The organism is uncultured Tateyamaria sp. (assembly GCF_947503415.1).
Taxonomy (GTDB): Bacteria; Pseudomonadota; Alphaproteobacteria; order Rhodobacterales; family Rhodobacteraceae; genus Tateyamaria.
Genome location: NZ_CANNDS010000004.1, coordinates 143,873 through 166,291, shown reverse-complemented (window position 1 = coordinate 166,291; position 22,419 = coordinate 143,873). Strand labels below are relative to the sequence as shown.

General features: G+C 61.9%; 15 protein-coding genes. 9 read left to right on the top strand and 6 right to left on the bottom strand.

All coding sequences use genetic code 11. From position 1 onward, the window contains the following. The first annotated feature begins 223 nt into the window (after positions 1-223). Genes Q1A32_RS19695 through Q1A32_RS19670 form a run of 6 tightly spaced genes read left to right on the top strand, consistent with a single transcriptional unit; the run spans position 224 to position 8,085 of the window. A complete protein-coding gene (locus Q1A32_RS19695; RefSeq protein ID WP_299657150.1) occupies positions 224-2,323 on the top strand; it encodes a hydantoinase/oxoprolinase family protein in 2,100 nt (699 codons plus the stop codon). Beyond that, on the top strand, positions 2,320-3,969 hold the full coding sequence (locus tag Q1A32_RS19690) for a hydantoinase B/oxoprolinase family protein (protein ID WP_299657147.1): 1,650 nt from the start codon (positions 2,320-2,322) through the stop codon (positions 3,967-3,969). The genes Q1A32_RS19695 and Q1A32_RS19690 overlap by 4 nt, the downstream gene beginning before the upstream one ends. Continuing rightward, positions 3,966-5,048, top strand: a complete 1,083-nt coding sequence (locus Q1A32_RS19685) for a histidinol-phosphate transaminase (protein ID WP_299657144.1) — start codon at positions 3,966-3,968, stop codon at positions 5,046-5,048. The genes Q1A32_RS19690 and Q1A32_RS19685 overlap by 4 nt, the downstream gene beginning before the upstream one ends. After that, the gene (locus Q1A32_RS19680) at positions 5,045-5,794 is read left to right on the top strand and encodes an Asp/Glu racemase (RefSeq protein ID WP_299657141.1); all 750 of its coding nucleotides are present in this window, start codon (positions 5,045-5,047) and stop codon (positions 5,792-5,794) included. The genes Q1A32_RS19685 and Q1A32_RS19680 overlap by 4 nt, the downstream gene beginning before the upstream one ends. Beyond that, positions 5,784-7,124, top strand: a complete 1,341-nt coding sequence (locus tag Q1A32_RS19675; RefSeq protein ID WP_299657138.1) for an MmgE/PrpD family protein — start codon at positions 5,784-5,786, stop codon at positions 7,122-7,124. The genes Q1A32_RS19680 and Q1A32_RS19675 overlap by 11 nt, the downstream gene beginning before the upstream one ends. Then, positions 7,117-8,085, top strand: a complete 969-nt coding sequence (locus tag Q1A32_RS19670) for a D-2-hydroxyacid dehydrogenase (RefSeq protein WP_299657136.1) — start codon at positions 7,117-7,119, stop codon at positions 8,083-8,085. The genes Q1A32_RS19675 and Q1A32_RS19670 overlap by 8 nt, the downstream gene beginning before the upstream one ends. 63 nt (positions 8,086-8,148) lie before the next feature. Here the strand turns inward: Q1A32_RS19670 and Q1A32_RS19665 are convergent, their stop codons facing one another. Continuing rightward, positions 8,149-9,012, bottom strand: a complete 864-nt coding sequence (locus Q1A32_RS19665) for a LysR family transcriptional regulator (protein WP_299657133.1) — start codon at positions 9,010-9,012, stop codon at positions 8,149-8,151. Between the two features lie 18 nt (positions 9,013-9,030). On the opposite strand from Q1A32_RS19665, the gene Q1A32_RS19660 reads away from it, so the two are divergent. After that, positions 9,031-9,978, top strand: a complete 948-nt coding sequence (locus Q1A32_RS19660) for a DMT family transporter (protein ID WP_366141245.1) — start codon at positions 9,031-9,033, stop codon at positions 9,976-9,978. Positions 9,979-10,376: 398 nt separating this feature from the next. Here the strand turns inward: Q1A32_RS19660 and Q1A32_RS19655 are convergent, their stop codons facing one another. Together Q1A32_RS19655 and Q1A32_RS19650 are read right to left on the bottom strand one after the other, a co-directional pair. Further along, positions 10,377-11,735: a PQQ-like beta-propeller repeat protein gene (locus tag Q1A32_RS19655; RefSeq protein ID WP_299657127.1), complete on the bottom strand. Its 1,359-nt coding sequence runs from the start codon at positions 11,733-11,735 to the stop codon at positions 10,377-10,379. A 30-nt stretch (positions 11,736-11,765) separates the two neighbouring features. Beyond that, entirely contained in the window at positions 11,766-12,437 is a 672-nt protein-coding gene (locus Q1A32_RS19650; protein WP_299657124.1) for a tetratricopeptide repeat protein, read from the bottom strand. Between the two features lie 247 nt (positions 12,438-12,684). Here Q1A32_RS19650 and Q1A32_RS19645 point away from each other — a divergent pair, with 247 nt between their 5' ends. Together Q1A32_RS19645 and Q1A32_RS19640 are read left to right on the top strand one after the other, a co-directional pair. Further along, positions 12,685-13,986 (top strand): efflux RND transporter periplasmic adaptor subunit, encoded by a 1,302-nt coding sequence (locus Q1A32_RS19645; protein ID WP_299657121.1) that lies wholly within the window; start codon positions 12,685-12,687, stop codon positions 13,984-13,986. Beyond that, complete coding sequence (locus Q1A32_RS19640; RefSeq protein ID WP_299657118.1) at positions 13,983-17,873, top strand: efflux RND transporter permease subunit; 3,891 nt, start codon at positions 13,983-13,985, stop codon at positions 17,871-17,873. Before Q1A32_RS19645 ends, Q1A32_RS19640 begins: the two co-directional genes overlap by 4 nt. A gap of 52 nt (positions 17,874-17,925) precedes the next feature. On the opposite strand, the gene Q1A32_RS19635 is transcribed toward Q1A32_RS19640, so the two are convergent. From Q1A32_RS19635 to Q1A32_RS19625, 3 genes are all read right to left on the bottom strand, one after another. Continuing rightward, complete coding sequence (locus Q1A32_RS19635) at positions 17,926-18,924, bottom strand: nitrate- and nitrite sensing domain-containing protein (protein ID WP_299657115.1); 999 nt, start codon at positions 18,922-18,924, stop codon at positions 17,926-17,928. A 111-nt stretch (positions 18,925-19,035) separates the two neighbouring features. Further along, positions 19,036-20,895 (bottom strand): ABC transporter ATP-binding protein/permease, encoded by a 1,860-nt coding sequence (locus Q1A32_RS19630; protein ID WP_299657112.1) that lies wholly within the window; start codon positions 20,893-20,895, stop codon positions 19,036-19,038. 74 nt (positions 20,896-20,969) lie between these two features. Next, a complete protein-coding gene (locus Q1A32_RS19625; RefSeq protein WP_299657109.1) occupies positions 20,970-22,319 on the bottom strand; it encodes a LysM peptidoglycan-binding domain-containing protein in 1,350 nt (449 codons plus the stop codon). Positions 22,320-22,419: the final 100 nt, after the last annotated feature.

The window sequence follows — 22,419 nt, the reverse complement described above, 5'->3', positions numbered from 1 at the left end:
ACCAATATTTATTGACAACGGGTCATCCGCTCAGGCAGCGTCATCGCATTGTGAGAGAGCAAAGGCGGCCGAATGGTGACGCGAGATGCTAGGGTGGATTTGGGGCGCCGGGCAACCGGTTGTGACCTTGTGGTCTGACCCGGAGCCAGTTGTTTGCCGTTTCGGCATTTGCAGCTTGGGCCTTCCCGGCACTTCCTGAACCTTCACTCTCCTGCAGACTTTCATGACTGATAACAGCGGCTTCCGTCTTGCGATTGATATCGGCGGCACGTTCACCGACACGGTTTTGGTGGACGGGCAAGGTCATATCCTTGCCACCACCAAGACCGCGACGACCCCCGAAAGCCCGGATATTGGGGCGGTTGAAGGGGCCAGACGGGTGCTGGCCATGGCCGATGCGAATTGGGACCAGATCGGCGGTTTCATCCATGGCACGACCTTGGCCACGAATGCCCTGATCGAGCGGCGCGGCGCGGTTGTGGCGACCGTCACGACAGACGGGTTTCGCGACATTCTGGAGATCGCGTATGAGCGTCGCTTCAGCCAGTATGACATCAATCTGGTCAAGCCCGATCTGATTGTGCCCCGGTCCCGGTCGTTCACCATCGGCGGTCGTATGGATGCGAGAGGGGCGGAAATTCATCCCCTTGATGAGGCCGCTGTTGATCGGCTGGCGGAGGAACTGGCGGCCAGTGGTGCCACGGCTGTCGCGATCTGTCTGTTGCACGCCTATGCAAACCCTGCGCATGAGCTGAAGCTGCGGGATGTGCTGCAGGCTGCGTTGCCCGATCTGGTGGTGTCGCTGTCCCACGAGGTCAGCCCCGAGGCCCGCGAGTTCGACCGGCTGTCGACCACGATTGCCAACGCCTACATCCAGCCGCAGATGGCCCAGTACCTGGCCGCGTTCGAGGCGCGGTTCACGAAAGAAGGGCTGGCCTGTCCGATCCTGATGATGACCGCGGGCGGCGGTATGACAACGGTTGAGACCGCCACCCGCCTGCCCATCCGGCTGGTGGAATCCGGCCCTGCGGGTGGCGCCATTCTGGCCGCGCGCATCGCCGCCGAGACGGGCGAGCGGGAGGTGCTGAGCTTTGATATGGGCGGGACGACGGCCAAGCTGTGCCTGATCGACGGGTATCGTCCGCAGACCGCGCGCAAGTTCGAAATCGCCCGTGCCGCACGGTTCATCAAGGGCTCTGGCATGCCCGTCCGCATACCGGTGATCGAGATGATTGAAATCGGTGCGGGTGGCGGGTCCATTGCCCAGGTGGACCGGCTGGGGCGTTTGCAGGTCGGGCCGGAAAGCGCGGGCTCGGAACCCGGGCCTGCGGCCTTTGCCAAGGGCGGGACCGATCCCACCGTGACGGATGCAGACGTGATGCAGGGTCTGATCGAGCCCAGCCGCTTTGCGGAAGGCAGGTTGGCCATCGACATAGGCGCGACCCAATTGGCGCTGGAGCGTGGCGTGGGGCAGGCTTTGGATGTGGATGCCGAACAGGCCGCTTTTGCGATCAGCGAGATCGTGGACGAGAACATGGCGAGTGCGGGTCGGATGCATGCCGTGGAATCCGGAAAGGACCTGAGCGCGCGGCTGATGATTGCGTTTGGTGGCAACGGACCCTTGCACGCGACCCGTGTGGCGCGGCGCGCCCGAGTGGACCGCATCCTGATCCCGCGTGATCCCGGCGTGGGGTCGGCGGTGGGCTTTCTGTTTGCACCGGTGTCCTTTGAGATTGTCCGGTCGCGCTATGAAACGCTCGACACGCTGGATGCGCAGGGGCTCAACGCCTTTTTCGACGCGATGATATCCGAGGCGCAATCCGTCGTGCGTGCCGGGGCGCCCGTGGGTGCGCTTGTGCAGCGGCGTCAGGGCTTCATGCGCTATCACGGCCAAGGCCACGAAATCGCAATCCCCCTGCCAGACCGCGCGTTGGAGGACAAAGATATCCCCGCGCTGCGCGACAGCTTTGAGGCGGAGTACAGCCGCCAGTTCAGCCGTGCGGTTCCGGGCATGAGTATCGAGATCCTGAACTGGGCGCTTGAGGTGTCGTCCGAGCCGCACGCATTGCAGCACCCCCCTGAGATTGCCGCGACACAGGCAGCACAGCCCGCCGGGCACCGGTCGATCCTGTGCGATGTCACAGGCGACTGGTGCGAGGCCGACATTTACGACCGCGCCGCACTCAGGCCCGGTGATCATTTGTCCGGTCCCGCGCTGATCACGGAGCCCCAGACCACCACATTCGTCAGTGCCGACTTCGCGGCCCACGTGGATGGTGGCGGAAACATCTGGCTGACCCGCACACCGGAGCGCGCGCAATGAACATCACCAACACCCGCCTGCAAGTCATGTGGAACCGGCTTCTGGCCGTGGTCGAGGAACAGGGTCAGGCCCTGATCCGCGCGGCCTTTTCGCCGATTGTGCGTGAATGCGGGGACATCTCGGCAGGCATTTTCGACCTACAGGGCCGTATGCTTGCCCAAGCCGTCACCGGCACGCCGGGGCATATAAACACCATGGCCGAAGCGGTCAAAACCCTGCGCGGGCGCTTTGTGGTGCAGGACATGAAACCCGGCGACATCTACATGACCAACGATCCGTGGATCGCCTCGGGCCATCTGAACGACTTCCTTTTGATGATGCCGGTGTTCTTCAAGGGCCATGTGGTTGGCTTCACCTCGTGCACCTCGCATCTGGTTGATCTGGGCGGTCTGGGCATGGGGCCGGAGGGCGCGGATATCTATGACGAGGGGCTGCTTATCCCCCCCTGCAAGCTGATGGATGCGGGCGTGCTGAACGCGCTGTTGATGGAGATCGTCAAGGCAAACTCGCGCGAGCCCATCGCCAATGAGGGTGACATATATGCGCTTATCGCCTGTTGCGAGACGGGGGCGGCGCGGGTTGCGGGCATGATGGATGAATTTGGCATCGACCATCTGGACGATCTGGCGACCTATATCATCGACACGTCCTACCGTGGCACCATTGAGGCCATTGCAGACCTGCCCAACGGGACCTGGCACAATGTTCTGAAGGTGGATGGCTATGAGCATGAGATCGAACTGCACGCGGCCCTGACCATTGCGGATGATCGGATTGCGCTGGATTTCAACGGCACGTCGGGCCTGTCGAACAAGGGCATCAATGTGCCGCTCAACTATGCCACCGCGTATTCGGTGTTCGCCCTGCGCTGCATCATCGGCCCTGACATTCCCAACAACGCGGGATCGCTTGCACCTTTCAGAGTGGACGGCCCGAAGGACTGCATCCTCAACGCGCAGCCCCACGCCCCGGTGGCCATGCGCCACACGTTGGGGCAGATGACCCCTGATCTGGTCTATGGCTGCCTGAGCCAGGTTCTGCCTGATCTGGTCCCGGCCGAGGGTGCGTCCTGCATGTATGACCTGCCGCTGCGCCATACGCCCGAGGCTGTGTCGCAGGGAGGCACGCAATTTGCACTGGAACTGGTGTTCAGCGGTGGCACCGGCGCGCGGCCCGGTCTGGATGGCCTGTCAGCAACCGCGTTTCCGTCAGGTGTTTGGGGATCGCAGGTGGAGACGACCGAGGCTGTGGCCCCGATCCTGATCACGCGGCGAGAGTTGAAACAAGACAGCGGCGGGCCCGGGCGGATGCGCGGCGGTTTGGGGCAGCATATTGAAGTGCAGTCCTCTCAAGACGAGGATTTCATGCTGTTTCTGTCGGTCGAACGGGTGCTGAACCCCGCGCGCGGACGTGGCGGCGGCAGTGCGGGCGCATGCGGGCGCATCCGGATCGGCCATGACGGGCCAGACCTGCCCGGCAAGGGTGAGGTCCGGGTGAAAGCGGGCGAAACGCTGGTGTTCGAGACCCCGGGTGGTGGCGGTTTCGGCGCGCCGCGAGAGCGGGAGCGTGACGACGTGCTGCGCGATCTTGAGGATGGGTTGATCAGTCCAGAGGCGGCGCGTGACATCTATGGGGTCAAGCCGTGATTGCCCCTGTCAAACATATCGCGGCGATGTCGCCCTATGCGCTGGCCAAGTTGGACGCCCCTGGCGGCAAGCGGCTAATCTCATTGTCGCAGAACGAAAGTCTGCGCCCGCCCAGCCCATGTGTGGCCGAAGCCGTCAGCAACACACTCGCCTCCGCGCATCTGTATCCAGACCCGAACTGGGGCGATGTGCGCACCGCTTTGTCAGGGCTGCACGGCATTCCCGCAGACCGTATTCTGTGCGGGAACGGATCAATGGAGCTGATTGCATGCCTGACACAGGTGTTTGCCGATGATCAGAATGCGGTTTTGGCCCCCGCGCACGCTTACCCGTTTTTCCGGACCGCCACACTGATGGCGCGGGCGCGCTACGACACTGCCCCGGAAAAGGGCGGATATGTCTGCGTTGATGCCCTTCTTGATGCGGTTCGGGCCGACACGCGCATTGTCTTTGTCGCCAATCCCGGCAATCCAACGGGCACCCGCATTCCGCGCGCCGACCTGCTTTGCCTGCGCGCAGGGCTGCGCGGTGACATCCTGTTGGTGATTGATGAAGCCTATGGCGAGTTCGCGGACGGCTTCAGGGAGCCGATGTTCGATCTGGTTGAGCGCGGCGATACGGTGATCCTGCGCACGCTGTCCAAAGCCTATGGGCTGGCCGGGCTACGGGTGGGCTGGGGTCTGTTTCCACCCCGCATCGCCAATGAGGTCCGCAAGGTGATGAACCCCAACAATGTATCGATCGTCGGACAGGCGGCGGCAGCGGCGGTGCTGCGAGATCAGCCCTATATGCTTGAGACCTGTGAGATGACTTGCCAGTTGCGCGATGGGTTCATCCAACGGCTGCGCGCGAGCGGGTTCGATGTGGCCGACAGCTTCACCAATTTCGCCCTGATCCGCTTTGGCGATGCCATGTCGGCGCAGCGGGCTGACGCCGCCCTTCGGGCCGAGGGTGTTGTTGTGCGTGCCCAAGCCGGCGTGGGATTGCCTGAGTGTTTGCGTGTCACCGTTGCGGCGGCGGAACACCTGAACCATGCAGCGGACAGTCTGGTAAGATGGGCAGAGGGGGAAAAGCCATGATGCACACCCGTGGTCGGGCGCGGTTTGGCGTTCTGGTGCCGTTCACCAATACCAATCTTGAGCCTGACATGGCGCTCTTGTGTCCTGAAGGCGTGTCGCTGCATGTGGCGCGGCTGGGTGGTTATGATCAGGACGAGATACCGGACGCCGCACAGATGCACGGGCTGGGTGCGGCTGATCTGGATGAGCCTTTGCGCCTTTTGCAGGGCGTGCGCCCGGACGTCATCCTGTATGGATGTACGTCGGCCACGCTGACGCACGGCCTTTACTTTGACCGCGCCCTTGCCGAACGGATCAAGGCGGAGAGCGGAGCCCGGACCGTGACGGCGGCGGGCGCGTTGGTGTACGCGTTGAAGGTCCTGAACGTGGACCGCATCGGCTTTGCCTCGCCCTATGTCGCCGCGATCAACGACTTGGCGACCCGGTTCCTGTCTGAGGCGGGCATTCAGACCGTGGCGCGGTCAGAAGTGGCGGGGGAACTGGACAATTACGGTCAGGGCGAACTGGACCCGGACGCTGTGTTTGAGCTGGGACTTGCCGCCGATCACGCGGACGCTCAGGCAGTGGTTTTGTCATGCACCGACATGCGCAGCGTGGAGGTCATTTCACGGTTGGAGCAGGCTTTGGGCAAGCCGGTGATCACCTCGAACCAAGCCATGATGTTTCAGGCCATGCAGCTGTGCGGCATCGAACTTGGCGTGTCGGAATACGGGCAGATCATGGAAGGGGTTGGCCATGGAGTTTGACCAGATAGCCGCGTTTGCCCTGTCGGATGGGGACTTTCCGGAAAGCGCGCTTGATATGGCGGCGACGCTGCTGATCGACACGGTGGGCGTGGCCGCAGGTGCGGCAGGTTTGGAGGTTGGCCGGATCGCGCGGGATCACGCATTTGCCTATCACGGGGCGGGCATGCCGGAGAACGCGGCCAGCATCATGTTCGACGGGCGGCGTGCGTCCATCCCGGGTGCCGCATTTGCTGCGGCCACACAGATCGACAACCTCGACGCGCATGACGGCTACAATCCGACCAAGGGGCATATCGGGTGTGCCGTGGTGCCTGCTTTGTTTGCCTTTGCCGAGAAAACGCCGGACCTGACCGCACGTGACGCCTTGATGGCGCTTGTCATGTCCTATGAGGTTGCTGCCCGTGCCGCGATCGCGCTGCACGCGTCCGTCAGCGATTATCACACGTCCGGCGCATGGAACGCACTGGGTGTCGCCGCACTGGGGTGCCGGTTGAGGGGTGCATCACCTGATCAGTTGCGCCATGCGTTTGGGATCGCCGAATATCACGGCCCACGCAGTCAGATGATGCGCGAGATTGCCAATCCGACCATGCTGCACGACGGCTCTGGCATGGGCGCATTGGTAGGGTCCATGGCCACGTTGCTGGCGATGGATGGGTTTGCCGGTGCGCCCGCGATCACTGTCGAGGACGCGCCACAGCACTGGGCCGATCTGGGCGCGGTCTGGACGGTCGAGAAGAACTACATCAAGCCCTATCCGATCTGCCGTTGGGCGCATGCGTCGCTGGATGCCTTTTCCGGTTTGATGCACGCGCATGGGTTTGGTGTAGATGACGTCGCGAAGATCGAAGTGAACACGTTCGCCGAGGCCGCAGCGCTGTTCACTGAAATGCCCAAGACCACATCACAGGCGCAGTACTCCCTGCGCTTTGCCCTTGCTGCGATGCTGGTGCATGGCCGGATTGGTCCTGCAGAGATCACAGGTGCTGCGTTGAACGACCCGAAGGTGGCCCATGCGTTGCCACGCATTTCAGTGCGCGAGACGGCCCGGCATTCCGACCGGTTCCCCGAAAGCAGATGGTCCGATGTCACGGTTGAGCTGTCGGACGGCACCCGAATTGCATCGGGCGACGTGCACGCACGCGGTGGGCCCGAGGCCCCGATGCAGATGCAGGAGGTGGAGGACAAGTTCCACATCATGGCCGCCCCCCTCTCCGAGCCGCGCCGGTCTGCCGTGTGGGCGATGCGCGAACGGCTTATGCAGCCGGGGGTGACATTCAGCGAATTGGCGCTTCTTGTTCGCGCACCTGTGGAGGACACTCATGCCTGACATTCCGCGCATCGTCCTGCACAACAATGACACCGCGCCGATGGCCCTGTGGCTGCGTGACGCGCATCCCCACGCAGAGTTTCGGGAGTGTCACAGCTATGACGCGCTGCCTGCGTTGATCGAAGATTTCCGACCTGAGGTGGTCTATTCCGTGCGCTTTGCTGGCACGCCCGGATTTCCCCGCGACGCGCTGTTTGGCCCCCGCGGCCCCCGTTGGATTGCCAATGGCGGGGCGGGCACGGATCACTATGGCATCTGGGACCCGGAGAAAACGACCGTCACAAATGCGGCCGGGGTGGCGGCCGGGATGATGGCGGAATACGTCTTTGGCGGGTTTTTGCATTTCACCCTCGATATCCCCGGTTTGAACACCGACAAGGCCGCGCGGGTCTGGACGCCCCGCATGGTCACGCCGCTTGCCGGAAAGACGCTGTTGATCGCGGGGCTGGGTCATACCGGGCAAGCGGTGGCGAAACGCGCCAAAGCCTTTGGCATGACCGTGCTCGGCACTCGGGCCAGCCCTCAGCCGATGGAGGATGTGGACGAGGTGCATGCCGCGGACGATCTGGGTGATCTGCTGCCACGCGCCGACTTCATCGCGGTTTCGACTCCGCTGACCCCTGCGACCCGTGGTCTGATCGGTGCGGGTGAAATCGCACGCATGAAACCCGGCGTGATCTTCGCCGATGTGTCACGCGGCGGTGTGGTGGATCAGACAGCCTTGCATGCCGCGCTGAAAGCTCGTCGCGTGGCCGCTGCCGTGCTGGACGTCTTCGAAATCGAGCCTTTGCCGCCAACAAGCCCCCTTTGGGCGTTGGAGAACGTGATCATCTCGCCGCATTGCTCATCCGTTTATGAGGACTGGGAGAGAGCCTCGTTCGATCTGTTCCTGAAAAACCTGGGCCACTGGATGCGCGGAGACGCGTTGGTCAATGTGGTTGATCCGAAGCGTGGGTATTGAGCGAGGGGCTCCCCTCGCCTCGCCCATGTCGCGCTGCATCCACGATTTCCTTCGAGGCCAAAGTTACACGGCCTTTTTAAGCCATCTTGCGAAGGTCTTGGCATTTGCATTCTGATGTTCGGACAGGTGCAAGGTGTAATATCCCAGCAAAACCTCCGGACTGTGTGGCAACGGGCACAAGCGACCCGATCTCACATCATCCTCAATGATGAACCTAGGGGCCAGCACCATGCCCATGCCGGAAATGGCCGCTCTAATCGCGACATCGTCCAGATCGAAGACGCCATCGAAACGCAGTACATCGTCGGGCGTCGTCGTTTCCCGCACCCAAGCCGCCCAATCCCAGTTGCTGCCGGTGGATTGCAACGCTGGGATGGCGGAGAGATCGGTTGGATCACTGATCTGCGATAGCAGCCTTGGAGCCAGATACGGACGGCATCTGTCCTCGATCAGGATATCCCCATCCGGCAAGGGATGAGGCACCGGGGTATAGGCAATACGCACATCCGCTGGCACGGTATCATCCAGACCGACACCGTCACGCGTGGCAATGTTGACCTGAATGTCAGGCCATCGGTTCCTGAAATCAGCCAAGGCAGGTATCACCCACCTGCTTGCCAATGTCGTCGGGACCTGAACGGTGATGGCTTTGCCGTCGCCCGATGCCAATTCGATGGCGCGGTGAAGGCTATGAATGCCGTGGCGCGCGTTTTGCAAAAAGGCTTTACCGGTTTCGGTCAGGTGCAATGCATTGCTGGAGCGGGTGAAAAGCTGCACACCCATCGTACCTTCCAAACTCGAAACCTGACGGCTGACCGCGCCTGCCGTCACGCCAAGGATGTCCGCCGCCTTCGTCAAGCTGCCATGTTCAGCAGCGACCACGAAGACCCGAATGGCATTGAGCGAGATCTGCGATGGGATTGGCATGAATAAACCTCATTCAGGATGAGAATTTCTCGTTTGTTTTCGGTCCATCGGCAAGCTCTATCGGCACGGACCATCACGCAGTTGGACCGGATGCCCCCTACCCAGAGTTACCTGCCCGCGATCCTTTGGGTGCTATTGAGCACTTTTATTTGGACGCTGATCTTTGCGGCCGGGAAGCTCGCCGACGGCGGCATTGGCGTGTTCCAACTCACTCTGTTTCGATACTTTGGGGCGATACTGACACTGCTTGCCCTTTTGCCGACCCAAGGAGAGGCCAGCGCGCATCGAAGCAGGCAACCTTTTGTTCATCTGGCCCGCGCTTTCAGTGGTTGCGGGGCTGCGGTGGCGATCACGTGGGCCTCTGCCAACATGCCCCTTGTTGACGCGACGGCCATCGGGATGAGCTATGGTGTGATCGCCATTCTGCTGGGAACGCTGGTTCTGAAGGAAACGGTCAGCGGCAGGCATTGGCTTGCCGTTCTGGTATCACTTGTCGGCGTCGGAACCATCATGCTCAGCAAGGGCGCATTTCAAAGTGGCGTTTCGGTTGTGCCTGCCCTTGTCGCTTTGGCGAGCGCCGCCCTTTTCGCGTTGGAGGGGCTTTTGATCAGCGTTCTGGGGCGCTCTGAACGGGCGTTCACGGTTATGATTTATGTGACGTTCTTCGGCTTTTGCTTGATGCTGCTGCCTGCCCTGATCACGTGGCAATCGGTCAGTCCAAAGACCACCGCTCTGTGTGTTTTGCTTGGTCCTTTGGGCGTCGTTGGACAATATTGCACCATTCGCGGTTATCGCTCGGCCCCGCTTTCGGTGGTGGCGCCCGTCGACTATTCGTGGCTCTTTTTCTCGGCCATTCTGGGCATTCTCGTTTTCGATGAGATGCCTGACACGGCGACATGGATCGGGTGCTTCGCGATTGTTGTTGGTGGCATTCTTTTGGCGCGGGCTGGCAGTGGGCGCTCGTGATCTTTCCGGCGGGTCCGCTGCGCAGTCTCTCAAGCAAGCAAGGTGCTGTGTCATGAGTGAACGGCGATTTTCGAGAATAGAAATGGTAGGCTCTGGAGTTGGCTATGAGGCGCGAGAACGGGGCGGCCTTGGATCGCCAGCCACACAGATGCGCTGCATTTCGAGCCTGCCGCAGGCCTGTTCGGAGCGTTCAGGGCAACTCATTGCTGCAGCTGAATTTGTCCCTTCACTTGCCCGTTGGATCCTAAAAACAACTGCGTTCGCTTTTGAACCCCTCGCCCGCTCGGTGCGTTTGAGATCGCGATCACTGGAATGTGCCGCCCGCGGCTCTCAGAACCGGACATCGGCAACGTCGCGCATGCCGGACAGTCCGTCAGCCTGCGCAGAGGGCCTAGCCGTTAGCGATAGGCCAACAATTGGCCTTTGCGGGACACCACATACAGGGTTTGACCAGCAACCACGGGGGCTGTCGATGCGCCACCGGGGATGTCCGTCAGTCCCGTCAAACCGCCAGAGACGGGATCAAAGCTGCGCAGTGCGTCGTCGGACGATGCAACCAGCAGCCGCCCCCCTGCCAGCACTGGGCCATGATGGGCGAACACTTCGGATTGGCGCTGTGGCCGCTCGCGCACGAAATTGGGCAGGCGTGTGCCCCAGATGCGGCTGCCATCTTCGCCGTTCAGGCGCACAAGTTCGTTCCGGTCCGAAACAAGGAACACGCTGCCACCGACCGGCAGCACCGTGTCGATCGCGCCTTCGCCACTGGTCCAGATCGGCGCGCCTGATCCCGCATTCACGGCAACGGTGCGGCCCGACTGGTTGCCGGCATATATCACGCCGTCCTTGGCAATCGGACGCCCTGTGACGTCATCCACCTTGGACAGGGCCCGGCCCTGACGTTCGCCCAGCACCGACGCATCCCAGCGGCGCAAGCCCCCCTGACGGAACACGGCCTGCAACTCGCCCGACCCGAACGAGAAGACGGCCAGCCCATCGGTGACGATGGGTGCGGGTCCCCCCAGCACGTTGGTGCGGGTTTCCGAACTGGTGACACGCCACGCGATACGCCCGGTGTCTTTTTCGATCGCCCAGCCGGTATCGTCCCCGGCCATGACGTAGACAAGCTCTTCAAAGGCGGTGGGACGCCCGACGCCGACGGCTTCAAGCTCTTGCGTCCAGATTGTGCCACCTGTTGCAGTGTCCAGCGCCGTGAGCGTGCCCAGACCGCTGGACACGAACAGGATGTCCCCATCAACGGCAAGGCCCCCGCCCGTTCCGTCGCCTTCGTCGGCACGCGCGGGCAGCGTATCGCGCTGCCAAAGCACCTGGCCCGAGGTCGACACGGCCGTCACCGTGGTTTCCGCGTCCAGCGTGAAGATACGGCCACCCGAGACAACGGGGTCCGCGACGATGCGGTGTTTGCGGCTGTCGCCCTTGCCGATATTGACCGACCAGATGGGCGTCAGCGATTGACCCAGCTGCGGGTGATCGGTGCGAAAGGCGGGTGTGCCAAAGCTTTGCGCCGCTTCGGTGTTGGCCACTTGCGGCGGCAGCGTAATGTCGCGCACCGCTTCGGTCACGGCCTCGGCCTCGGTTTCGGTGGTGTCGCTGGTCAGGATTGCGGAGACAGGCTCGCGCTTGCCGGGCAGGATGATCTCGCGTTCGGAGCACCCCGCAACCACAGCAAGTGCCACGGCGGCAAGGACGATCCGTCTTTGCGCCACTGGCATGGCATGTTTCTGTGCTGATCCACTCATGCCCAGATCCCCCATCGTCCGACCCATCTTTTATTCTCCGGCGGTCTCTGTGGCCTCTGGCGCGCCGCCTAGCGCCACCATTGCCTGTAGGGCACGGCGTTGCAAGCCCGGGGTCGCTTCGGCGTCATCAAGGATCATCTGGAACCGCGTGACCGCGGCGTCCGTGTCACCCGTTTCGATGTCGATGAGGGCCAGTTGTTCTTCGGCCAGCAGACGCAAGCGGACGCCCGGTACGGCCATGGCCTGAAACCCCTGGCGCCGGGTTTCGGCATCCTGCGTTTCGGACTGCAACATCAAGGACTTGAAGGTCGCGATCTGGCGATACATCAGCGGCACATCGGTCGATTGCGTGATGGGTTGCAGCGTCTCAATGGCCGCTTCGACCCGGCCCGCCTGCGATTGGGCACCCGCCGTCATGAAGGCCAGAACAGCGGCCCCTTCGGGTGTGTCGGCGGTCACCCCCGTCAGCGCATCGGCGCGCGCGTCATCCTCGTTTTCGGCCAAGGCACCGAGCATTGCGTCACCCAAGGCTTGCGCCTGCGCTTCCGCCTGAGCGTTGCGGTATTCGTTGAACCCCGCCGCCCCGACGATGCCGATGATCACGACAGCTGCAATCCAGCCATATCGCTTGAGGTAGCCATACAGGCGATCGCGGCGCACTTCTTCGGTGACTTCATCAATAAAGCTGTCGGTGTCGCTCACGCCCGCGCTCCCAATATACGTGGCGGATTTGCTCCGCCGTGCCTTTGTTTTCGGGGCTGTCTTACAGTGCTGCCGCGCCCAAGCCAAGAGCGGGCGTTTGCCCCTTTCCCTGCGGCAATTCGGCATCATTGCGATTGTGTCGCAAAAAAAGTAATCTGAACTGGTTAGTTTAGTCGTAAGACCTCTTATATCGCACCTGACGCGCCGTCATTTGGTGGGTCACAGGGTCTACAGGGAAGAACACGAGATGCGTATTGTTTCGTTGATCTTGGCCATTGCAGTTGGCGCAGGATTGTACTTTTGGGTCATTGAACGCGAGCAGACGCTGGCCTTTGTCAGCGGACAAAGCGGCGATGCCGAAACCGAAACGGCGGAAGCAGCGGATGACGCGGCCAATGTCGAAGAGCCGATCGATCCGTCAGAGACCGGCGGGTTGATCAAAGTTGTGGTGCGCAAGTCCGTGGCCCGCGAGATCGACAATGCCGTGGTTCTGCGCGGTCAGACCGAAGCCGCCCGTCAGGTCGAAGTGCGCGCCGAGACTTCCTCGACCGTGATTTCCCCGCCGTTGCGCAAGGGGTCGTTTGTCGAGGCAGGCGAACTGATGTGCCAGCTTGATCCCGGCACCCGGTCATCGGCTTTGGCCGAGGCCCGCGCCCGGCTGGCCGAAGCAATTGCCCGCAAGACCGAAGCCGAAAGCCGCGTGCCCGAATCCGAATCCCGCGTGATCGAGGCGCAGGCCCGCATTGACGAAGCCATGGTGAACCAGAACGCCGCCCGCCGTCTAAGCGAGGGCGGCTTTGCCGCAGAGACACGTGTAAAGAACGCCGAAGCCGCCGTGGCGGCCGCGAAAGCATCCTTTGAAGCGGCCAAGGCAGGTGTGATTGCCGCAACATCCGGCCTGCAAAGCGCAGATGCCAGCATCGAAAGTGCCGCAGCCTCGGTCGCGACCGCCGAAAAGGAATTGGAGCGCCTCGATATTCGCGCGCCATTCGCGGGCTTGCTGGAAAGCGATACAGCCGAGTTGGGCACCTTGCTGCAGCCCGGGTCGCTTTGTGCGACCGTCATTCAGTTGGACCCGGTCAAGCTGGTTGCCTTTGCACCGGAAACCGAGGTCGCCCGCGTCGAAGTGGGTGCGATGGCCGGTGCACGGTTGGCCGCTGGCGGGCAGGATGTGTCCGGCAAGGTCACCTTCCTGAGCCGTGCGGCGGATGAGACAACGCGCACCTTCCGCGTGGAGATTGAAGTACCCAATGCGGACCTGAAAATCCGCGACGGTCAAACGGCAGAGATTGCCATTTCCGCAGCAGGCGCCAAGGCGCATCTGTTGCCCTCGTCGGCCCTGACGCTGAACGAAACCGGTCTTCTGGGCCTTCGGACCGTGGATGATAACGGCGTTGTCGCCTTCAATCCCACAACTGTTATTCGGGACACGGCGCAGGGTATCTGGCTGACCGGCCTGGCGGATGAAGTGAATGTGATCGTGGTGGGTCAGGAGTTCGTGACCGCTGGCGTCACCGTCGCACCCACATTTCAGGAGCAAACCCAATGACCGGTATCGTCGACTGGGCCGCGTCTCGTGCGCGGATGGTTGTGGCCTTCATTCTGTTGTCGATCCTTGCGGGCGCACTGGCCTATATCGTGCTGCCCAAAGAGGGTGAGCCGGATATCGAGATCCCGACGCTTGTGATCTCGGTCCCCTTCCCCGGCATCTCGGCCGCCGATTCCGAGACGCTGATGGTTCAGCCGATGGAAACCGAACTGGCCGATCTTGATGGTCTCGACAAGATGACGACCACGGCGGCAGAAGGCTACGCCAATGTCGTGCTGGAGTTTGAGTTCGGCTGGGACAAAACCCAAGTGCTGGCCGATGTGCGCGACGCCATGGACAAGGCCGAGGCCGACTTTCCCGACGGGTTTGAACAATACACGGTCGACGAATTTAACTTTTCAGAATTCCCCATCATCATCGTAAACCTGACGGGTCCGGTGCCCGAACGCACAATTGCCCGCGTTGCCAAGGATTTGCAGGACGACATCGAAGGGTTGGACGCCGTTTTGGAAGCCAGCCTTGTTGGCAACCGCGACGAGATGGTCGAGGTCGTCATCGACCCCCTGCGCCTTGAAGCCTACAATGTCACAGCCGGTGAGTTGATCAACGTTGTCCAGAACAACAACCAGTTGATTGCAGCCGGTGAGGTCGAGACCGCGCAAGGTGCCTTTGCCGTCAAGATCCCATCCTCCTTCGACGAAGTGCGCGACATCTATGACCTGCCGGTCAAGACCAATGGCGACCGTGTGGTGACCCTTGGCGATCTGGCGCAGATCAACCTGACCTTCGAAGACCGCGAGTCCACCGCCCGTTTCAACGGCGAGGATACGGTTGCCTTGCAGGTGGTGAAGCGCAAGGGTTTCAACCTGATCGACACCGCCACCGAAGTGAAAGCACTGGTGGATGAGAAGGCTGGTGAGTGGCCCGATGGGTTGATCGCCGCCGTCGATGTGGGCACATCGAACGACCAAAGCCGCGAAGTGGCGTCCATGGTCGGGCAGTTGGAAGGGTCCGTCCTGACCGCCATCGCGCTGGTGATGATCGTATCCCTGGCCTTCCTTGGGCCCCGGGCTGCGGCGCTTGTGGGCTTCGCAATTCCAACCTCGTTCCTGCTGTGTTTCGTGTTGCTGGCCATCATGGGCATATCGGTGTCGAACATCGTGATGTTCGGTCTGATCCTCGCCGTCGGGATGTTGGTCGATGGCGCCATTGTGGTCGTCGAATACGCCGACAAGCGGCAGCAAGCCGGTGTCGGTCCCATGCAGTCTTACGTGGAGGCGGCCAAGCGCATGTTCTGGCCTGTCGTGTCGTCCACGGCGACGACGCTGTGTGCCTTCCTGCCGATGCTGTTCTGGCCCGGTGTGCCGGGTGAGTTCATGGGTATGCTGCCCGTCACCCTGATCTTTGTTCTGTCCGCCTCGCTGATCGTGGCGCTGGTGTATCTGCCGGTCATGGGGGGTGTGCTGGGCCGCTTCATTCATGTGCTGAGCAGTGCAAACGCACGTATCGCAAGCATGCCCTTGCTGGCCCATCTGGGGCTGTTCCTGATTGCTGGCCTTATGCTGATGGGCATTGCAGGTGTTCCCTTCCTTCTGGACCGTGCGAGCGGCGCGTTTGCCACGATGGACCAGCAGAATATCTGGGGCTCCGTACTGCCTGCATTCGTGGACGTCTTCATGTTTGGTCTGGGCATGCTGGTCCTTGCCGCATTTGCCTTTGTCGGGGCCATCATGGCGGTGCTGTCGGTGACCGCCATGTTCGTGCGCTTTGGCTGGGGTTTGGGTTGGGGCGTGCGCAAGATTTTTGGCACGCGGCGCGGCAAGGTGCGCGCGGGCTATCAACGCTCGGGCTTCGGCTATGTGATCCAGGGCATCGTCGGCAATCCGGTGATGCCTTTGGTGGTGCTCGGCTTTGTCTTTGTCTTTGTGGGCACAACGCTGATCTACTTCATCAACAACAACCGCGGGGTTGAGTTCTTTGTCGAGACAGAGCCCGAGCAGGCCATCGTTTACGTACTGGCGCGTGGGAACATGTCGCTGGAAGAGAAAGACGCGCTGCTGACGCAGGCCGAAGACATCGTGCTGTCCCATCCCGGCATCAAAAGCGCGTTTTCCTTTGCGGGCGAAGGCGGGCTGAACGCCAACACGGGCGGTGCGCAGTCGCCACGTGACACGATTGGGCAAATCCAGCTGGAGACGATCCCGTGGGAGGATCGCCCCAACGCGTCCGAGCCATGGTTCACCCTGCCGTTCATCAACTACACCGTCATGCGTGAGGTGAAGGCCGAAGACTTCGACGGCAACACCGTTCTGGACGAGCTGTCGACCGAGTTGGCGCAAATCCCCGGTATCCGGTCCGAAGTTCTGCCACTGGCGCAGGGTCCCGCCTCTGCCAAGCCGGTGCATTTGCGCATCAAGGGCGATGATTGGCAGGACCTGCTGACCGCTGCCGGACTGGCGCGTGCACAATTCGACAGCGTGCCGGGACTGACCCGCATCGAAGACACCCGCCCCCTGCCCGGCATTGACTGGCAGATCGACGTGGATGTCGAAAAAGCGGGGCGCTATGGCGCGGACGTGGCAACCGTGGGGGCCATGGTGCAATTGGTCACCCGTGGTCTGCTGCTGGACACGATGCGTGTCGACACCTCGGACGAGGAAATCGATATCCGCGTGCGCCTGCCCGAAAAGGACCGCGTGCTGTCCACCCTCGACACACTGAAGGTGCGGACCGCCGACGGTCTTGTGCCGCTGGCCAATTTCATCAGCCGCACCCCTGTGGCGGAGCTGGCGCAGATCAGCCGTGTGGATCAGAAACGCTATTTCGACGTGAAGGCGGACGTGCTGGATGGCTTGCAAAAGCTGGTGCGCACGGTGGATCAGGACGGCACCGAGGTTGAGCAGATCGTGGCCACGGTGCGCCCGTCTGGTGACGCAGCGGTAACGGTGGACGGACAAGGCTACGCCATCTTCGTGATGGAGCCGGAAGGACGCGCGCTGGATCTGCAAGCCGAGTTGAATTCCGGCGCGCTGCGTCTGATCCCCGTCAATGCGAACGAGCGGATTGCCGAGCTGACCAAGTGGGTTGAAACCGCCCCCTTCCCTGTCGGCATCGACAGCGAATGGACCGGTGACCAAGAGGATCAGGCCGAATCCGGGGCCTTCCTTGGGCAGGCCTTCCTTGGTGCGCTGGGGCTGATGTTCATCATCCTGCTGGCGCAGTTCAACTCCTTCTACAACGCCCTGCTTGTTCTGGGTGCCGTGATCCTGTCCACGGCGGGTGTGTTGATCGGGATGCTGGTCATGGGCCAGGCCTTTTCGATCATCATGACCGGTACGGGCATCGTGGCGCTTGCGGGCATCGTGGTGAACAACAACATCGTGCTGATCGATACCTATCAGGAGTATGAGAAATACATGCCCCGGATCGAGGCGATCATCCGCACCGCTCAGGACCGGATCCGGCCTGTGCTGCTGACAACGGTCACGACGATGGCGGGGCTTGCACCTATGATGTTTGGCCTGTCGCTGAACTTTGGCGATGGCGGCTATACCGTCGACAGCCCCACCGCGCTGTGGTGGAAACAGCTGGCCACGGCGGTGGTCTTTGGCCTTGGTATCGCGACAGTGCTGACATTGATGGTGACACCATCCCTGCTGGCGCTGCGGGTGTGGATCGTGACCTATGCGGAATGGACCAGCCAGTTGTTGGCCAAGCTGTCCATGGGCCGCGCCAGCCGGGCTGCGCGCGATTGGGCGCTGTCACGCGATTGCCGCACTGTCGGCAATCAGGAGCTGGTGTGGGACTTTGGCGATGAACCCAGCCACGGTGAACCGGTGCGCCCGCAAACACCGATCACGACTGCCCCCCTGAAAGCGGCAGAGTAAGGGAACACGTTTCGGAGCCGTGGGTGTTTGTTCACCCCGGCTCCGGATCAGATCACGACATTTCCTGTCGATGCTGCTGGAACCCGGTGCTGTTGCCGCGTCGGAATTGATACGCCAGCAAAAACATCGCAAACAGAACGCACAGCCCCCGCAAGATCAACGCATCCTTTGCACGCTCAGCCGCGGTTTCGGACACATGCGAGATCGCTGCATTCAGGCGATTTTCCTCGGCGCGCAAACGGTCCACCCACGCGCTGGATATTGCGAACCATTCTGCCGGGCTGACCGCGGGGGGTGTACCGCCATACCCCATGTCGATCAAATCGCGCCGTACTGCATCCATCTGTTCGAACTGCGTGGTCTTGATGGCTTTCAACGGGCGTGAGGCCGCTTCTGCCTTGAGGGACGCGAGGCTTAAAAACGTTTCTTCGCGGGCTGCGAGGGTGAGCACGCGTGCGTGCAACGCCTTGTCCATCGCGTGCGCTCCCAGCGCCATCGACCCTGCGGCACGCTGCAAACCGGCGGCTTCCTTGGCTTGCGCAATGGCCTGCCGGGTTTCGATCATCAACGGAAGCGCGTCCCGCGTCACACTGATGGATTGTACTTCCGTGGCACCAAGCAGGCCATTGACCAAACGAGTGTAACGCGACAGCACATCCGCGCCGCTGATCCGCAATGCATCGATCTGGGCACGCCACGCCGTGACATCAGACAGGTCTGCAAGCACCGGGTCCGGAACGAGCCGATCCCCGCCCCCGGCCCACTGGCCGAGGACCGACGCAAGAACCCGGTCCGTCAACGCCCGTTCACGCGCCATCTCCTGCCCCAGATAGCGACCATCGGAGGCCAGAAACCCAGATGAATATCCACGCTCGCGCTGCAACTGGTGGACGAGGTCATTCACCTCTTCCACGAAGCGGGCCCGCGACAGCACTTCGCTTGCCAGATCGCGGTCACGGATCAGGTGGTTGATCACCTCGCTGCCCAACAGGATTATCACAAGAAACAGCGGCAAAAGTGCCGCCTTTTGCGCATTTAAGATACCGCTCATGAACCCACGCCTTGATTTTGCCACATTTCCCTCGGGTTTTTGCACCGAGGTGTGAACAGAACCTTACTGCGCGGTGTTGGCAGCTATGGAAATCGCACCAATTTTAATGGCTTATGCCGAAGCCTCGTCCGCCTGTTGACGGAGCCACAACTGGGCATAGCGCCCGTCAGCGGCCAGCAATTCATCATGGGTGCCCGTCTCAACGATCACGCCCTGTTCCAGCACAATGATACGGTCCGCTTCGGCGATCGTGCTGAGCCGGTGCGCGATGGTCAGCACCGTGCGCCCCTGCCCTGCGGCGTGCAGCGCCTCTTTGATCTCTTGTTCCGTCTCTGTGTCAAGCGCGCTGGTGGCTTCGTCCAGCAGCAGGATGGGCGGGTTCTTGAGCAACGTCCGGGCAATGCCGACGCGCTGTTTTTCGCCCCCAGACAGCTTTAGGCCCCGTTCGCCCACGGCCGTATCGTAGCCTTCGGGCAGCGCCTGAATGAAGTCGTGGATTTGCGCGGCCCTCGCCGCCGCTTCGATATCGGCGTGGATGGCGTTGTCGCGCCCATAGGCGATGTTGTAGCGGATCGTGTCGTTGAACAGCACCGTGTCCTGCGGCACCACACCGATGGCCGCGTGCAGGCTTTCCTGTGTCACGTCGCGCACGTCCTGTCCGTCGATGCGCAAAGCCCCACCACCCACATCGTAGAACCGGAACAGAAGCCGCCCGATGGTCGACTTGCCCGACCCGGTTGAGCCCACGATGGCCACCTGTTGGCCCGGCTCGGCGGTGACGGACACACCCTTGAGGATGGGCCGCGCGGGATCATAGCCGAAATGCACGTCATCCAGTTCGATCTGCCCGCCCGTAACCTTGAGCGGCTTGGCGTCCGGGGCGTCTTTCACTTCGGCGGGTTGTTCCAGCAGGTCGAACATCTCGCCCATATCCACCAGCGCCTGCCGGATCTCGCGGTAAACAGTGCCAAGGAAGTTCAGCGGCATGGTGATCTGGATCATGTAGGCGTTCACCATGACGAAATCGCCCACCGTCAGGGTGCCGTTCTGCACGCCCACGGCGGCCATGATCATGACGCCCACAAGGCCGCCAGTTATGATAACCGATTGGCCGAAATTCAGGAATGCGAGCGAATAGCTGGTCTTGAGCGCTGCCGCCTCGTAGCCTTCCATCGCTTTGTCGTAGCGCCCCGCCTCGCGCGCCTCGGCCCCGAAATACTTGACCGTCTCGAAGTTCAGGAGGCTGTCGATGGCTTTTTGGTTGGCGTCGGTGTCCTGATCGTTCATCACCTTGCGCAGCTTCACGCGCCATTCGGTGACGGCAAAGGTGAACCAGACATAGAGCCCGATGGTGACGGCCACGACGACCAGGTACCAGACGTCAAAAAGGATCGTCAGGATCACCCCGATCATCAGCAGTTCCAGCACCAGCGGCCCGATGGAGAACAGCAGGAAGCGCAGCAGGAACTCGACCCCCTTCACGCCCCGTTCGATGATGCGGCTAAGCCCGCCCGTCTTGCGCGTGATGTGGTAGCGCATGGACAGGCGGTGGATGTGTTCGAAGGTTTCAAGCGCAAGCATGCGCAGGGCGCGTTGGGCCACGCGGGCAAAGATGGCGTCGCGCAGCTGTTGGAAGCCCACATTCATCAGGCGGGCCACACCATAGGCAATCGTCAACCCGATGGCGCCAAGGGCAAGTTGGGACACGCCCTCGCCCCCGAGCACATTGACGGCATCTCGGTAGATGATGGGGGTGTAGACCGACACGACCTTGGACAGGATCAGCGCCAGCATCGCCAGCACAACGCGCTGTTTCACCCACGGCTTGTCCGCGGGCCACAGGTAGGGTGCGACCTTGCGGATCGTGCGCAGACCAGAACTGCGTTCAGCCTCGGCCACGTTCTTGTTTGGGTCTGGGGCGTTTTGGGTCGGATCAGCGGGTGCTGCCGGTGCCGTCGTGTCAGCGGGCATGAAGATAGGGTTCCTGAATGTCAGGTCCCACTATCTAAGGCAGAGGTGCGGGACTTGCCAGCGCCCGGGGCCGGTTAATTCGGCAGGGCAAAGACCTGGCCCGGGAAAATCAGGTCCGGGTTGCGGATGCGGTCGCGGTTGGCTTCGAATACCTGCACAAACAGCGTCCCCTCACCGTAACGGTCGCGGGCGATGGCCCACAGCGTGTTGCCCGCTTGAACGGTGATCTGGGTTGCGGGGGCATCTTCGGTATCTGCCTGTGCCAGCACGTCCGGGTCTTCGCGACGGAAGGGCGTTTCGACGCGGCTTGTTACCTCTCCTTCGGCATTCAACTCGTCCACGCGCAGCGTGTAGGTACCGGTGTCGATCTGCGGCAACTCCCCGCGCCAATTGCCATCTGCGCTGACCTCGATGTCCGCGACAGGCGCGTTGTTGACATAGACGCGCACGGCGTCTGCCTCCGGTTGCGCACGGCCTGCCAGTTCCACGTCGCCCTGATCGGAATAGCTGATGGAATCGAGGGCAATGTTGTCCAACGCGTCGGGTGGGGTGTTGCTGAGGACTTCGACCCCGTCGGCGGTCGATCTCAGCACGGTCACATCGGTGGTGTCAGCTGGTGCTTCGGGTGCGTTGACAGTCTCGACTTCGGGGGGCGGTGTTGGTTGCGGCACGACCGGCGCTTGTGCGACCTCGGTACTGACGGTTGGTTCAGTCGCTGGCGCGTTGGCAACCGTCTCAGGTTCAGCAATATCACCCGCGGCTTCTGCAACTTGCGGCGTTTCGAGCGTTGAGAAGGTTGTCGCAGGTGCAGGCTCTGTGGGCGTTTCGACCGGCTCCAGGACGGTCGCGGCCACGTCGTTAGCGACGGGGTCTGGCGCACCCTCCTGCGCGTCCGCTGCCGCCACACCGACTGGCTTTTGGGCTTCGGGTTCCGGGGCGGGCTGGGCTTGTGGCGCAAGGATCACTTCGTCAACCGACGCAATCTCGTCCATACCTACGCGCTGGATCACTGTCAGCACCCGCGCCTTGGGGCTCTGTGGCAGTATGGTGATCGCAGCAAAACTGCCGCCGTCATCGGTCGTGGTTTCCGTGTTCTCCGCACCATCCAGCAGAACCGCGACTTTGCTGCCCGGCACAGCGCGGCCTGCAATTACAGTCAGGCCATCGGGTTCAACCCGCACCTCGTCGATCGAGGGCGGATCGAGGGGTAGCGCCTCTGGCTCGGTCGGTGCTTCCTGCTTCGGCTGAACTGCGGCAACCTCTGGCACGCTGGGCGCGTCGATCTCAGTCGGCTGTGCCACCGATGTCGGCTCAGATTGGTTTGCGTTGATGAAAAAACCTGCGCCCACAGCCGCCGCAATCACAACGACCGCTGTGCCTGCCAAGGCCCCGTTCGACCCGGCAAATGCCGCCCACTTGGACATGATGACCCTTTCCACCGCACCGGTTTGCCCGGTTTCGTTGCGCTTGCATAACAGGCGGGGCTATAGCGGTCAAAAGAACGGCGTCACACATTCATCACTT